Here is a 13,729-nt window from a genome sequence, read left to right as displayed (position 1 = left end):
GTCGGTGTCACCCGATGAGTCGGATCCTCCTTGGCGGACGCCCACGAGGGATGAGGGGAGTCGCTCGATGACCAGGCCATCCGTGCGCCGATCCGGGAAGGCCCGCCGCGGGGCGCGTGCCGATGCCCCCGGGCCCTCGAAGGTGGAGACCGAAGAGATCGGCGGTCACTACCTCCTCCGCCCCGCGGGCGCGCACACGGACGAGGATACGCGGCTGGTCACGGAGGTGGCCGGCGACGACGCGACCGTCGTCGTGGTCGCGGTGGCCGACGACCTCGCGGACGATCTGCGAGCCGGGCTCGGCGAGGTCCTCGGCCACGTACACCGGCATCGGCCGGTCCTCCTCGCGATGTCCGGAGCCGGTGACGAGCCGCCCGAGGGCTCCGGCGACGCGCCCCTCGCCCAGCGGATCGCGGACGCCTATGACCTCACCGTCGTCGCGCCGGTCGGGGACGTGATCGTGGTGCCGGGTGGAAGTCTGTTCGCGTACTCCGCCGACGAGGTGGACCCGGGCTGGCGCTGGTTCGCCCCCGGCGAGGAGTCCAGGCCGCTCGGCCCACGCTGGCCCGTGCCGGAGTGGGGCACTCCGCTCGCGGACACCGCGGCGACGCGCCCGATGACGTCGGCGCCAACGGACCGTGTGGTGTACCGGGGGAAGGCCGCACGAGCGACGCCGGGCGGTTCGCGTGCCGGCATCGCGGTCATGACGGTGCCCGCGGGCCTTCTCCTCCGGCCTGCCGACACCCCGGCCCCGGAGGCCGGGAACCTGCCGTACGCGATCGCCCCCACCGACGAGCGGCCGTCCGTCCTCGTCGCAGGCCAGGTCGCCGTCGGCGACGCGGCGACGATACTGGCCGAGGCGGTGGCGCGCCCCGAGTGGCGCCGGCATCCGCTGCGCCTGGTCCCCACCGACACCGGCGACGTACTTCCGCTCGGCCAGGCCCTGGCACGCGACCTGGGCGTCGCCGTCGAGGTGCTCACCGGACCGCCGGTCCGCCTCGACACCTCCGAGGGGCCGCATGTCGTCGTGCTCGACGAGGAGGGACGTCCGGCCTGGACACCGTTCACGTCGTCCGTGCTCTGCCGTCCACCGGGCGCCGACGGCACGACCTCGCCGCCCGAGCCCCTCGACTGGGAGCCCCCGGCCGCCGGGATGCGGGTCGCCGACGCGACGTACGGTGTGCTGCGCTTCGGCGAGGTCTGGCGTCTGGCCGTCACCCGGGCGGGGCTCTGGGCCTATCCCGCCGACGCCGATCCGGAGCGGTATCCCGCCGAGCTCACGACCGCACAGCCCGTCGTGGCCGAGACGGTACGGATCGACATCGGGCTCCCGGGCCGTACGGTGGACGACGAGGTCTGGCTGCTCCTCGACGAGCTCCTTCGCGGCCTGCCGCACCGGCCGCGCGCTCACCTCCTGTTCTCCGTGCACGGAACGGCCACGGCCGACGCCGAAGAAGCCCTGCGCGTGCTCGCGAGGCGTCACGCAGCTCTCGTCGAGACCGGCGAGACGCGGAAGGTGGAAGAAGAACGGATCCCGGAGGGGCGTGTCCCGGCACCACCGGGCGCTCCGAGTGCCTCACCCGTAGGCAAGGCGGTCACATCGTCGCCACCCGGGCCCCCAAGGGAGGCCGAAGCGGTGCCGGGCTCACCAGCCGGAGCGCCGCCCACGATGCCCGCCGCGAGACCACCGGCCGCGTCCGGCGGACCAGGCCGCGGCCGGCCGTCGTCGTCGGCGGCGGCGAGCGGTGCGGTGGTCGTCTCGCCCGGCCGGCCCAGTACCGACGAGGAGCGTGCGGCGTTCCGCGCCATGGTCGGTCTCGGCTGGGACACGCATGCCGCGCCGGTCCGCCGGACGTTCTCGCGGCTGCCGGCGATCGCGGCGGCCGAACGCGCCGCCGCCGCGGTGGACCTGGTCGCCGTACGGCTGTACCTCACCTCGGCGGAGGACGAGGGGTTCGGGCCGGAGGCCGTTCGAGCGGGCGGGGAGGCGGCCCGGCCGTACCTCGCCTGCCTGGCCTCGGGCCTCGCCCGGCTGCCGACCTACCGGGGCGCGGTCCTGCACGGCGCCGGCACCCGTGCGCGTACGGACCTGGTCGGCACCGTGCTGACGGGGCCGGGCGCGATCGGCGGCGTACCGCTCTCGGCCGAGAGCCGGGCCGGCTGGCCGCCCACCGCGACCGTCTATGTGATCTGGTCGCACACCGCCCGCCGGGTCGCCGCCCTGTTCGACGCCGGCGAGACGCGCCGCAAGGACGTGGTGTTCGGGCCGGGCAGCCGATTCGCGGTGCTCGACGTACGGCGCGGCGACGCGGACACCCCCGACCTCGTGCTGCTGCGTGAGCTGCCGGCGCGCCCTGCCGGGGCGGACGAGGTCCAGCCCTCCGGCCGCCTGGCGCTGACGCGACTGGACGAGGCTCTCAAGTTCGTCGGGCCGGCCGGCGACGAGGAGTGGCCCGCGCATTGCCTGGGCCCGGTCGGTGACCCCGAGCCGCCGCCCGCGGCCGCGTCGGGCCGAACCGCCGAAGGCTGACGGCTCCGTCTCCGGCGACCGCCAGTACGCCATGGACGTCGGCGAGTTCCGTGGTCGACTCGGTGATCGAACGGCTTCCCTGCACGGTCAGTCACACCGAGACGGTATGGGGATCGGCTTAGTGCACTGTATCCGAAAGGGGTGTGGCCGCTACCGCGGCGTGTGGTGTGCCGAAAGTGCCGTGCCGGCGTGTGTGCACCGGGAGTTCGGCCTCCACCGTGAAGCCGCCCTCACAGCGGGGGCCCGTGTGCAGGCGGCCGCCGAGAGCGGTGACGCGCTCGCGCATGCCGGTCAGCCCGATCCCCGGCACCGGTGGCTGGTCGGGCCGCGCCCGTCCGTTGTCGTCGATCCGTACGGTCAGCGCGTCCGGCCGGTAGGAGATCTCCACCTGTGCGGACGCCCCGCCGGAATGCCGGGAGATGTTGGTGAGCGCCTCCTGGACGATCCGGTAGGCCGTGCGGTCGACGTCGGAGGGCAGGTCGCAGCGTTCGCCGCTGATCGTCACCGCGGCGGGCAGCCCGGCCGAGCGGACCCGGTCGACGAGGCCGGACAGGCGGTCCAGGCCGCTGCCGGCCGGCTCGCCGTCAGGATTGCGCAGGACGTTGAGGGTCGCGCGCAGCTCCCGCATCGCGTCGGTGCTGGCCTCCTGGATGGCCAGCAGGCTGTCGGGCACCGCCTCGCCGCGCTCGCGCGCGAGGTGGACGGCGATCCCGGCCTGCACCTTGATCAGGGAGATGTTGTGCGTGAGCGAGTCGTGCAGCTCGCGGGCGATGCGTTCGCGTTCGACCCCGGCCTGCCGGCTCCCGGTCGCGGCGTTGACGAAGATCGCCCCCAGGCCGTACGCGAACAGGATCAGGACGGCGGTGGCGTCGGGGATCCCGATCGCGCTCAGCGCCGGAACACAGTAGACGTACGCGCCGTACCCGGCCACGACGCCGAGCGCACCGATCGCGAGCACGATGGTCACGCTCGGGCGACGCGTCAGGACGTTGCGCGCCCGGTACGGTGAGCGCGGTTTGCCGGGCAGCCACGGCATCGTCAGCACCACTCCGATCCCGGCCACCAGGCAGACCAGCGCGACCGTGCCCAGTGCGGCGCGCCAGCCGAGCCACCGGCCGGCCACCTCGCCCAGGCACAGGCCCAGCGTCGTCGCCACCGCCATGCCGCCGATGACCATGGCCAGGGCCGAGGCCCGGCGACGCGGGCGTACCAGCGCCGTGCAGATGGCGGCGGCGATGGGGGTGTACGCGGCGGCGCCGGCCGCCGAGAGCGCACGGCCGGCGATCAGCACCGGCAGGTTCGGAGCCAAGGCCGAGGCCAGGTTGCCCAGGCCGAGTACGAGCAGCGCGATGATCATCAGCACCCGCCGCGGGACCCGCGCGGTCGTGGCGGCGAGCAGCGGCGCGAGGATCGCGTACGCCACCACGAACACCGTGACCGACGCCTTACCGGCGACCGCGGACACGTGCAGGGCATCCGACATGGAAGGCAGGAAGCCGGCCATGACGAAGGCGTCGGCGCCGACGGCGAAGGTGCCGAGGGCCAGGACGAGCGTGGAGGCCAGGTCCCCCGAGCCGAATGTGGTGCGGCCGGGCGGCCGGGGCAACGATATCGAGATAGTGGACATCAGGATTCTCCTTGCACCTGTGTCACCGGTCGCAAACCCGGAGGGGGGTCAGCCGCCGACGCGCTCGAACCAGTTTCGGGTCCGCTCGGCCGCGGCCTGCGGGGCCGTGGCCATCATGTCGGCGAGCGTCTGGGAGGCGAGTTCGCGCCGCCACGCGAGCTCGGCCTTCCTCATCGCGGTGGTGATCACACACTGTCGTTTGTACTCGTGTGCCGGCCGTTCGGCCCCCGCGCCCCGCTGGCGGATCTCGGTGCAGCGGAAGGCGTTCTCAGGGCCTTCGATCGCCGCCACGACCTCCATGAGCGTGATCTTCTCGGGTGGCCGGGCCAGGCGGAATCCGCCGTGGACTCCCGGCGTCGAAGCCAGGATCCCCGAGCGGACCAGCGCTTGGAGGCGTTTGTTCAGATAGGCCGGTGGCAACTCGAAGGTCGCCGCGAGCTTCGCCGTTGATACCGGCTTGTCACTGTCGAGCCAGCCGAGCGTGAGGCAGCAGTGAAGTGTCCACTCCACCCCTTCGCTCAGTCGCATAATCCGGATATTACACATCCAGGTTTGTTCTGGCGAGCCCGATATGCCCCCTGACCTGCGACGATCATGCCGGAGGCCGCGCTGGCGCTGGGATCAGAGCGCGGAAAGAAAGGTGTCGACGACGCGGTCGGCGAACTCCTCGGTGATCGGCTGACGGGACAGCAGGCGGCGGTAGAAGACCGGCCCGAGGAGCAGCCCGTCGATCAGCTCGGCGTCGCGCCCGGCACGTACCTCAACACGCTCGACGGCGGTGTGCACCGGGCGGCGTCGCTGCGCCGTGAAGTCCGCCAGGAGCCGGGCGATCTCGGGGTCACGCTCGGCGGCGTCGATCAGCGCCGGGGGGAGCGGCCTGCCGTTCGTCGGCAACACCGTGGACGAGATGCGCGCCCAGATCGCCGCCTTCGCCCGGCATGTCCTACCGGCCTTCTCCCGGTAGCAACACCCTCCATCTGGGTATTTCCGCTGGTGACAGCGGGGGGAGTACGGCCGATGGAGTCTTGGGCCAAACGCGACGACATGATCGTGCACGAAACGGAGCCGTACAACGCCGAGACGCCCGGGCCGGCGCTCGCCGGGCGCACGCTCACCCCAGTCGAGACGTTCTACGCGCGCAACCACGGGCCGATCCCCGACATCGACCCGGGGGACTGGCGCGTCGAGCTGGCCGGTCTCCTCGACCGCCCGCTGACCCTGTCCCTGGCACAGCTGCGTGCCGGCTTCGCCCACCGCGAGGTCATCGCGACCGTCCAGTGCGCGGGGAACCGCCGCGCCGGCCTGCTCGCCGTGCGGCCCATCCCCGGAGAGACACCCTGGGGAGCCGGGGCCATCTCGACCGCGCGCTGGACCGGGGTGAGCCTGGCGGACGTCCTCGCCGAGGCCGGGCCGCGGCACGACGCCGCCCACGTGGAGTTCACCGCGCCGGACGTGGCCGCGGACGCGTGCCCGCCGGAGCCGTTCGGAGGCTCGATCCCGCTGGCCAAGGCCGTCGCGGGCGAGGTGATCCTGGCCTGGGCGATGAACGACCGCCCGCTACCGCCCCTGCACGGCGGGCCGGTACGCGTGGTCGTGCCCGGCTACATCGGTGCCCGCAGTGTGAAGTGGGTGACCCGGATCACCGTACGGGACCGCCCGTCGGGCAACTACTTCCAGGCCGTCCGCTACCGGCTGGCGCCCGCGGGCGCGGACCCCGGTGAAGGGTTCCCGCTGGGGCCGGTCGCGATCAACGCCGACATCCTCACCCCCGTCGACGGCGCGGTCCTGGCCGCCGGGCCGGTCTCGGTGAGCGGGTACGCCTTCGGCGGCGAACACCGTGGCGTCGCCCGCGTCGACGTGTCCGCGGACGAGGGGCGCACATGGCGGCAGGCCGACCTCGACCCCACGCCCGGGCCGTGGTCGTGGCGGCTGTGGCGGATCGTGCTCGACCTGCCCGCGGGCGCTGCCACCGTCACCGCGCGGGCCTGGGACACCGCGGCCTGCTGCCAGCCCGAGTACGCCGCGTCGCTGTGGAACCCGGGCGGTTACGCCAACAACGCCTGGCCGCGCGTACGCGTCGACCTCCGCTGATTCTCGTGCGCCGTGACCAGGGGTTGGCAACGGCGTGTGATTGAGCGATGCTGATGAGTCACCGGTGGGGTTGTGAGGTAGCCCATGGACATCGCCCTTGAGATGGCGGTCATCGACTGCCCGCGTTACGCCCTCGCGATACCGCGGGGTGAGATAGACGCCCATACCGAGCCGGCGTTCCGGCGGCAGTTGTTCGACGTCATACGGGCACGCCCGCTGATCATCGATCTGACCGAGGTCTCGTTCTTCGACTGCACGGCGCTGAAGGCCGTCATCGCCGCCGAAAGACGCTGCCGCGACCGCGGCTCCGCGCTCGCGGTGACCGGGCTGCGGGCGGGCGCCGAGCAGGTGTTCCGGCTGGCACGTGCCGGCGAGATCGTGCCGCTGTGTCCCACGATCCAGGAGGCGATCTGGTGCGTCGTGCCGCTGAGCGACGAGGAGATCGCCTCCTGGAGCTGACCGTGGCTGGATCCGGCCGGTGCCGCGCGTGACCGCTCCCGCGCCTACCGGCGTCGAACAGATGACACCCGACAACTGGTGAGGTGCGATGAACGACGATCTCGCCACGCTCGACTTCTGGGCGCGGCCTCCCGAGGACCGGCTGCGGGCGTTCGCGCGGCTGCGGGCGCTGGACCGGCCCGTGTTCTTCAACGAGCAGCGGATCCCCCTCGTACGCGCGGGGCGGGGCTTCCACGCCCTCGTACGCCACGCCGACGTGGTGCACGCGAGCCGCAACGCCAAGGTCTTCAGCAGCGAGCCCGCGGCCACCTCGCCGGAGCCCCCGCCGTGGATCGCCCTGCTGTTCGGCCGGCCGATGGTCAACATGGACGACCCACGCCACGCCCGGCTGCGGCGCGTGGTGTCCCGTGCGTTCACCCCGCGACGGCTCGCCCAGATCGACGAGCACATCGCCAAGACCGCCACCGAGATCGTCGACGACGTCGTCCGCGCCGGGTCCGGCGACTTCGTGGCCGACGTCGCGGCGCGGCTGCCCATCAAGGTCATCTGCGCCATGATGGGGATCCCCGAGCACTCCCACGCGAAGGTCGCCGCCTGCGTGGACGCCATGACCGAATATTCCGGAGTCCGCGGCGACGTGGCGCGCCTTCGTACACTCCGGCTCCTCGGCGGCAACCTCAAGGCCATCGTCGACCTGCACCGGCTGGTCGCTCGCCTCGGCCGGCAACGCCGCGAGACGCCGGCGGACGACCTGATCTCGGCGCTGGTCAACGCCGACGTCGACGGCGAGCGGCTGTCCGTACGCGAGCTCGGCGCCTTCTTCGACCTGCTGCTCGTGGCCGGGAACGAAACGACGCGCAACGCCATCGCGCACGGGCTGACGCTGTTCACCGACCATCCCGACCAGCGGGCGATCCTCCTGGCCGACTTCGACCGCCGGATCGGCGGCGCGATCGAGGAGATCGTCCGGTACGTCTCGCCGATCATCCAGTTCCGGCGGACGCTGACCTGCGACTACGAGATGAACGGCCACGTCTATCGCGAAGGCGAGAAGGTCGTGCTGTTCTACCTTTCGGCCAACCGCGACGAGGACGTCTTCGCCGAGCCGGACAGGTTCGACATCACCCGCAAGCCGAACCCCCACGTCGGATTCGGCGGCCCCGGCCCCCACCTGTGCCTGGGAGCGCACCTGGCCCGTCGCGAGCTGACCGCGATGTTCCGCGAGCTGTTCACCCGTGTACCGAGCATCCGCGCGGCAGGCGAACCCGAACTCCTCCTGTCCAACTTCGACAACGGGGTCAAACGCCTCCCGTACCGCACCTAGCCTCTCCGGCCCGTACAAGCGTGACCGGGTGCCGGGGCCTTCGCCCCCGCACCCGGTCCACTCTGGGCGGCTCAGCGACTCGGCGGCCTTTGCGGCCGTTCCTGACCAGGGTCGCCGTCGCGGCCGTGTACCAGCGCCGCGTCAGCCGTCCTAGTCGCGGTCGCCGGCCGTACGGATGTCGTTGCCGACGATGATGTTGTCACCGCGGTCGTCGTCGTCGCGGTCGCGACCGAACCCGTCGCCGTCGCCGTCGAACCTGTCGAACCGGTTGCAGCCGAAGTGGCAGCGGCGGTGCCGGAACAGACCGAAGTCGTCGTCGTCGCGGTCGCGGTCGCGGAAACCGCCGCCGCGGAAGCCACCGCCGGCCCAGGCCGTGTTGACGTTGCGGTTCACCACGCGTACGACGACGCGGTTGTGGTTGCGATTCCAGTTCGCGTTGCGGTTGTAATTGCGGTGACTCGAATAATGATGATGCCGATGTCCCTGTACGAGCGCACCAGCCTGGGCGGGTGAGCTGGTGATCAACACACCACCCGCGGCTGCGAGGGCCAGACCGGCTAGGGCGTATGTCCTTTTCTGCACGTCGTCTCCTTCTTGCGGAAAATGGTACGAAGGCCACTGATGCCCGATTTGGGCGCCATGGCGTACATTCCCGCTCACTTTCGAGGTGGCGCCACGATGGGGTAAGAGCGCGACAAAGAGTGCAGAAATACGCAGAAACGGGCGTCGGAGCGTTGCTCCGACACCCGTTGTGCGGGGCGGCGTCCTCGCCGCTCCCGGGTGGTGCTGGGCCTGTCTCACCGTCGTACGGCCACGGGACCCCGCAGCGTCGTCCTCAACCGGCCGGACCGGGCCGGGTCCCTGCCCGCCCCCGCGAGGTGTCACCTGGACACCGCTCGACGCGGACAGGACTCATGACACAGGTACTACCTGGCGATCACGGGCTCACGTTGCCGGTCGCGCCCTCGTCGAGGGGCGCCATCGAGGTGGTCGCCGGCGCCGCCGCGGTGCCCTGGTCGGCGGGTGCTCCCACGCTCTGGGGAGCCTGGTTCGTCGACGCCGTGTCCGGGACGGATGCCGCCGGGGCCGCCGGGGTCTGGTCGGCCGCCGTCACGCCTCCGCCGACGCCGCCGCCGATCACGCCGGTGGGCACGAAGGCCCGGTGATGCCGTCTGTGCTCGGGACGTGCGATGGCGATCGCGCGGTTGTTGTTCTTGTTGTAGATGTAGATCCGGATGAAGATCCGCCCGTGGTGCCGGTTCCCGTTCCAGTTGTGGTTCCGGTGGTGTGACCGATGGTGGTACCAGCTGTGCGAGCCTTGGGCGATGCTGTCCAGGGCGTACGCGGGCGAGCTCGTGAGCAGGGCGCCGGCGGCTGTGACGATCACCAGCCCGGTATAGGCGCTTGTCTTCTTCAGCACGTCGGTCTCCTAATTCCCGATCGGCCCCGAGGGCCTCGTGAGAGGGCGCTCGTACGAGGCGCCGAACAGGTCAGGGCGCCACGGATCCAATCGATGTGCTTGGTTCCAGACCGCGCTGGGCGGCCGGCCGTCATCTGGCGTCTCGCGGCAGGCGTGTCGCCGACGAGCGAAGGGCGCCGGAGTCGTCACCCCGGCGCCCGGTGTGAGGTAGGTGGCTTCGCGGCTCTTCCGGCCGCGCTGGAGCCACCCTGCCGTCGGGCCCGATTAAACCGGAGCGCCGATGGTCGGAGCGCCGATCACCGGGAAATGGTGGCTGCGCTCTTCCTCGGTACGCGCCGTCGCGATGTTGTTGTTGCGGTTGTTGAGGTGGAGCCGGATGTGGTTCAGGTTCTCCGACTCGCTCCCATTCCAGTTCCGGTTCCGCGCGTTGTGGAAGAAGCTGCTGTGGGAGCTACTGCAGCAACCGCCCCACCCAGGGACTGCGGCGAACGCGGGCAGGCTTGTGATCATTGCGCCGGCGGTGGTGGCGATCAGAATGCCGCCGGCCACGCACGTCTTCTTAAGCACGTTCGGTCTCCTCTTTATCGGAATGGCGCGATGGCCCTCTCGAGCCAACGCCCTCACGTATTTGCAGAGAGCGTCGCGCTCTCTAGCATTCCCTGCCGTTTTCCGGACAAGACAATCATTGGGTAAGATGACAACAAAGACGATCTGAGTCGATAACGAGAAAGGGCGCCAGAGCAATGGCTCTGACGCCCAGTCCGTCGAGCGGCCGAGGTCGGCGTTCATCGCTTTCCCGGGTCGTGTTTCGAATACGCCTCATTGGGACGGCGTGTTCGGTCGTTCTTTGATCGAGATGATCAGGCGACGCCGCCGGTACCGGGCGCACCGATGCCGAGGCCGAGGCCGTCATCGCCGCGGTCACGGCCCGTACGGGCGACGGCGATGTTGTTGTTGCGGTTACGAATGTGGAGCCGGATGTGGTTGTAGCCCTCGTTCTCGTTACCGTTCCAGCTCCTGTTGTGCGAGAAGTGGCCGAAGCGGCTGCTCGAGCCGCTGCAGCAGCCGCCGCCGCCCCAGGCGGGCACGCCGGCGAACGCGGGCAGGCTGGTGAGGATGGCGCCGGCGGCCGTGGCGATCAGCATGCCGCTGGCGACGCACGTCTTCTTGAGCACGATGGTCTCCTTGCTATCGAAATGGCGCGATGGCCTTCACAGGCCGACGCTCCTACTTATTTAATAGAGCGCCGCATTTTGAAGCATTCCCTGGGTTTTTCGCGGCAATACAGTAGACAGGTAAGGTATCTTCAAAATGGGGCCATAAATTGAAAGGCGCCGGAGCAATGGCTCCGACGCCCTTCGCCGCGTTTACTCAGTGGTCGGCATGGCGTTCTTCCGCAAGAAGTTCTGCGACCGAGCTTCGGCGGCCTGCGATGTGACGTTCGAACCCGCTGGCCGTGTTATCGGCGCTCTTCGGGGTCGACGCGCGCGACCGCGATGTTGTTGTTGCGGTTGTTGAGGTGCAACCGGATGTGGTTCAGGTTCTCGTTCTCGTTGCCGCTCCAGTTCCGGTTACGGTGTGACTGGTAGAAGGCGTTGTGGGAGCTGGAGCAGCAGCCGCCTCCCCACATCGGGGTCTGCGCCGAAGCGGTCCCGCTGGTGACGGCGGCGCCGGCTGCGGCGGCGGCCAGGATTCCGCCGGCGGCGATCATCTGCTTGAGCACGATAGGTCTCCTTCATGATTCGGAATGGCGCGATGGCTCTCACGAACGGGCACTCTCGTTCTTTCCGAGAACGCCTCGTTCTGTAATGTTCCCTCGTGTCATCGCGTCAACATACGTAACGGGTAACGTGGCAACAAAAGCGCCTGGCTGGAAAATTTAAGGGCGCCGGAGTGTGTGCTCCGGCGCCCGGCTGTTCGAATAACCGCCTGTTATCGCGGCCACCGGACAGGTATTTCGGTGGTCAGGACGGAGGCGTCCGTTCCGGCAGGACGAATGTGTCAGCCGACGACCGGCGGCGTAAGCACCGGCGGCGTAATCACCGGTGTCTGGATGAAGTCGCGCCGACGCTGCGGCGTACGCGCGACCGCGATGTTGTTGTTGCGGTTACGGAGGTGGAGCCGGATGTGGTTGTAGCTCTCGTTCTCGCTCCCATTCCAGTTTCTGGTGTGGTCCGAGACCAGGTGGGTGGGTGCGGCGAACGCGGGTGAGCAGGTGGTCACTAGGGCACCGGCGGCTGCGGCGATCAGCAGGCCACCAGTGACGGCCGTCTTCTTCAGCACGGTCGGTCTCCTTCTTTGTCGGAATGGCGCGATGGCTCTCACGAACCCGGCGCTACGCTCTAATCCGAAGCGCCGCACTTTCTAGCATTCCCTGGTGCTTTCCTGGCAAGATAATCGCCAGGTAAGATGACCACAAAGAGCCTACGTATCATTAAATATGAGGGCGCCGGAGTATTTACCCCGGCGCCCGATATGCGGGGCGGGCCTGCGACTCGGCGGCCTGGACGGCCGTCCCTGAAAGAGTCGTTTCCTTCGATTGCCGGCTTGCGGCTTCGGCCGCCCCTGGGGCGTGGCCCGGATCAAGCCACCGGGACCGTGCCGGTGGTTCCCGCGCCGATGGTTCCCGTGGCGGGAACGCCTCGATTGGTGCGCGCCACGCCTTGCTGGGTCAGGCCTGCGCCGCCGGTGCCTCCGAGGAACGGACCGTCTTCCCCCAGGAACGATGTGGGGCGAGCCTCTCGGCGCTCTGGGCGTGCGATGGCGACCGCGTGGTTGTTGTTCTTGTTGTAGATGTAGATCCGGATGAAGATCCGCCCGTGGTGCCGGTTCCCGTTCCAGTTGTGGTTCCGGTGATGCGAGCGGTGACTGCTGTAGTGGTGGTGACCGTGCCAGCCCCGTAGCTGGTTCGCGTGGGCGTACGCGGGTGAGCTCGTGAGCGGGGCAGCGGCGGCGGCTGCGATGACCAACCCGATAGAGGCGCTCGTCTTTTTGAGCACGTCTGCCTCCTAATTGCCGAATTCGGCCTTTTTGTGGTGCTCGCGGTAGCGAGCGAGGGGCGCCGGAGTCGTCACCCCGGCGCCCGCGGTGAACGGGCGGCTTGGCGACTCAGCGGCTCATCCGGCCGTTCCTTGCGGAGAGTCGGGGACGCGACCGGGTCGCGGTGGCGTCCACCATCGTGGTGTAGCTGTGATCAGTCGTCGTCGCCGCCGAGGCCCAGACCGCCGATGCCGAGGCCGTCCTCGCCGCGACCCGTACGGGCGACGGCGATGTTGTTGTTGCGGTTGTTGAGGTGCAGCCTGATGTGGTTCAGGTTCGAGTTCTCGTTTCCGTTCCAGTTGCGGTTGTGGTGCCGCGAGTAGTTACGGAAGGAGCTGTGGGAGCCGCAGCAACCGCCGCCCCACGTCGGAACCTGCGCGGACACGGGCGAGCTTGTGAACAGAGCGCCTGCGGCGGCGGCGAGGAGCAGTCCGCCGGTGGCACACGTCTTCTTCAGCACGTCGGTCTCCTTTTGTGTCGAAATGGCCCGATGGCCCTCACGAACCGGCACTCCCCGAATGTCCAGGAAGGGTGCCGTGCTTTCTAGCATTCCCCGGCCCTTTCTCGGCAAGATAATCACAAGGTAAGATGACAACAAAGAGCAGCGAATTCCTGAAATGGGAGATCTCGGCTTTTATTGTATGAGCTAGTGTGCAATGACCGGTATGGGTGGTATGGGAATCATGGGGCTTAGATAAGCCGTAGTCGCGATAATGGCCTTTCGGGGAAATGTCGGGGGATAGGCACCGGCTCTTCTGGCTGCGGTGTGGCGCCGGAGGAGGGCCCGTTGGGGTCGGGTGGCGCGGGGATCCCATGCAGGGAACCGCCACCTGCCATGTCCACCTAGGGCCGGTTCTGCGGGTTATGGGTGATACGGGCGACATGAGCGTCAGTGACGCCCGAGGGCGTCGGGCGGGTCAGCCCGCCGTAATGCGAATGGGTACCCGGACAGTGGAGCAGGTGGTGCTGGGCGCCCGCCGATCTGGCCGCCTAACGCGAGATCGGGATAGAGGAGCTGTGCGATTGGGGCAGAAGACTGTACGGGTCGTGCTGGACGACCTGCCGGGCATGCGGCCTTGTGTCAGCACCGCAAGTACCGCTGGCACCACCTGCCGCCCGCAGCCCTCAGGCACGTTCAGCCCCACTCGCACCACTGGCAATAGTGATTGGGGCACCGCCCCCCCCCCGGACGCCGCACCACCCACCCGCGTAGCCGCACCACCCACCGCCACCGATCCA

General features: G+C 69.5%; 15 protein-coding genes. 4 read left to right on the top strand and 11 right to left on the bottom strand.

Annotated elements, in window-relative coordinates; translation table 11 throughout:
* Positions 1-67: 67 nt before the first annotated feature.
* Entirely contained in the window at positions 68-2,530 is a 2,463-nt protein-coding gene (locus tag FB559_RS09525; protein WP_141955271.1) for a thioesterase domain-containing protein, read from the top strand.
* Positions 2,531-2,648: 118 nt separating this feature from the next.
* On the opposite strand, the gene FB559_RS45360 is transcribed toward FB559_RS09525, so the two are convergent.
* The 3 genes from FB559_RS45360 to FB559_RS43745 all read right to left on the bottom strand — a co-directional run bounded on the left by FB559_RS45360 (position 2,649) and on the right by FB559_RS43745 (position 5,054).
* Positions 2,649-4,157: an MFS transporter gene (locus tag FB559_RS45360; protein WP_141955270.1), complete on the bottom strand. Its 1,509-nt coding sequence runs from the start codon at positions 4,155-4,157 to the stop codon at positions 2,649-2,651.
* Between the two features lie 48 nt (positions 4,158-4,205).
* On the bottom strand, positions 4,206-4,685 hold the full coding sequence (locus FB559_RS09515; RefSeq protein WP_141955269.1) for an RrF2 family transcriptional regulator: 480 nt from the start codon (positions 4,683-4,685) through the stop codon (positions 4,206-4,208).
* Between the two features lie 93 nt (positions 4,686-4,778).
* Complete coding sequence (locus FB559_RS43745) at positions 4,779-5,054, bottom strand: TetR-like C-terminal domain-containing protein (protein WP_185792118.1); 276 nt, start codon at positions 5,052-5,054, stop codon at positions 4,779-4,781.
* Positions 5,055-5,174: 120 nt separating this feature from the next.
* On the opposite strand from FB559_RS43745, the gene FB559_RS09505 reads away from it, so the two are divergent.
* The 3 genes from FB559_RS09505 (at position 5,175) to FB559_RS09495 (ending at position 8,031) form a co-directional block, all read left to right on the top strand.
* The gene (locus tag FB559_RS09505) at positions 5,175-6,248 is read left to right on the top strand and encodes a sulfite oxidase (RefSeq protein WP_221639931.1); all 1,074 of its coding nucleotides are present in this window, start codon (positions 5,175-5,177) and stop codon (positions 6,246-6,248) included.
* An 84-nt stretch (positions 6,249-6,332) separates the two neighbouring features.
* The gene (locus FB559_RS09500) at positions 6,333-6,707 is read left to right on the top strand and encodes an anti-sigma factor antagonist (RefSeq protein WP_141955266.1); all 375 of its coding nucleotides are present in this window, start codon (positions 6,333-6,335) and stop codon (positions 6,705-6,707) included.
* An 88-nt stretch (positions 6,708-6,795) separates the two neighbouring features.
* On the top strand, positions 6,796-8,031 hold the full coding sequence (locus FB559_RS09495) for a cytochrome P450 (protein ID WP_141955265.1): 1,236 nt from the start codon (positions 6,796-6,798) through the stop codon (positions 8,029-8,031).
* A gap of 150 nt (positions 8,032-8,181) precedes the next feature.
* Here the strand turns inward: FB559_RS09495 and FB559_RS09490 are convergent, their stop codons facing one another.
* The 8 genes from FB559_RS09490 to FB559_RS09455 all read right to left on the bottom strand — a co-directional run bounded on the left by FB559_RS09490 (position 8,182) and on the right by FB559_RS09455 (position 12,950).
* On the bottom strand, positions 8,182-8,613 hold the full coding sequence (locus tag FB559_RS09490) for a hypothetical protein (protein ID WP_141955264.1): 432 nt from the start codon (positions 8,611-8,613) through the stop codon (positions 8,182-8,184).
* 355 nt (positions 8,614-8,968) lie between these two features.
* Positions 8,969-9,451: a hypothetical protein gene (locus tag FB559_RS09485; protein WP_141955263.1), complete on the bottom strand. Its 483-nt coding sequence runs from the start codon at positions 9,449-9,451 to the stop codon at positions 8,969-8,971.
* Positions 9,452-9,715: 264 nt separating this feature from the next.
* Positions 9,716-10,018 (bottom strand): hypothetical protein, encoded by a 303-nt coding sequence (locus tag FB559_RS09480; RefSeq protein WP_141955262.1) that lies wholly within the window; start codon positions 10,016-10,018, stop codon positions 9,716-9,718.
* A gap of 293 nt (positions 10,019-10,311) precedes the next feature.
* A complete protein-coding gene (locus FB559_RS09475) occupies positions 10,312-10,626 on the bottom strand; it encodes a hypothetical protein (protein WP_141955261.1) in 315 nt (104 codons plus the stop codon).
* A 284-nt stretch (positions 10,627-10,910) separates the two neighbouring features.
* Positions 10,911-11,174 carry a hypothetical protein gene (locus FB559_RS09470; protein WP_141955260.1) on the bottom strand — a complete coding sequence of 88 codons (264 nt, stop codon included), beginning with the start codon at positions 11,172-11,174 and terminating at the stop codon, positions 10,911-10,913.
* Positions 11,175-11,452: 278 nt separating this feature from the next.
* Positions 11,453-11,734, bottom strand: a complete 282-nt coding sequence (locus tag FB559_RS09465) for a hypothetical protein (protein WP_141955259.1) — start codon at positions 11,732-11,734, stop codon at positions 11,453-11,455.
* A 299-nt stretch (positions 11,735-12,033) separates the two neighbouring features.
* Entirely contained in the window at positions 12,034-12,450 is a 417-nt protein-coding gene (locus FB559_RS09460) for a hypothetical protein (RefSeq protein ID WP_141955258.1), read from the bottom strand.
* Positions 12,451-12,644: 194 nt separating this feature from the next.
* A complete protein-coding gene (locus tag FB559_RS09455) occupies positions 12,645-12,950 on the bottom strand; it encodes a hypothetical protein (protein ID WP_141955257.1) in 306 nt (101 codons plus the stop codon).
* Positions 12,951-13,729: the final 779 nt, after the last annotated feature.

The organism is Actinoallomurus bryophytorum, from assembly GCF_006716425.1.
Lineage (GTDB): Bacteria > Actinomycetota > Actinomycetes > Streptosporangiales > Streptosporangiaceae > Actinoallomurus > Actinoallomurus bryophytorum.
The sequence above is the reverse complement of the archived record's forward strand: the minus strand, read 5'-3'. Positions and strand labels throughout refer to the sequence as shown.

Bases quoted from the DNA above. Each gene is read 5' to 3' on its own strand.
- FB559_RS09525 (WP_141955271.1), top strand. From the start codon at position 68: ATGACCAGGCCATCCGTGCGCCGATCCGGGAAGGCCCGCCGCGGGGCG.
- FB559_RS45360 (WP_141955270.1), bottom strand. From the start codon at position 4,157: ATGTCCACTATCTCGATATCGTTGCCCCGGCCGCCCGGCCGCACCACA.
- FB559_RS09515 (WP_141955269.1), bottom strand. From the start codon at position 4,685: ATGCGACTGAGCGAAGGGGTGGAGTGGACACTTCACTGCTGCCTCACG.
- FB559_RS09505 (WP_221639931.1), top strand. From the start codon at position 5,175: ATGGAGTCTTGGGCCAAACGCGACGACATGATCGTGCACGAAACGGAG.
- FB559_RS09500 (WP_141955266.1), top strand. From the start codon at position 6,333: ATGGACATCGCCCTTGAGATGGCGGTCATCGACTGCCCGCGTTACGCC.
- FB559_RS09495 (WP_141955265.1), top strand. From the start codon at position 6,796: ATGAACGACGATCTCGCCACGCTCGACTTCTGGGCGCGGCCTCCCGAG.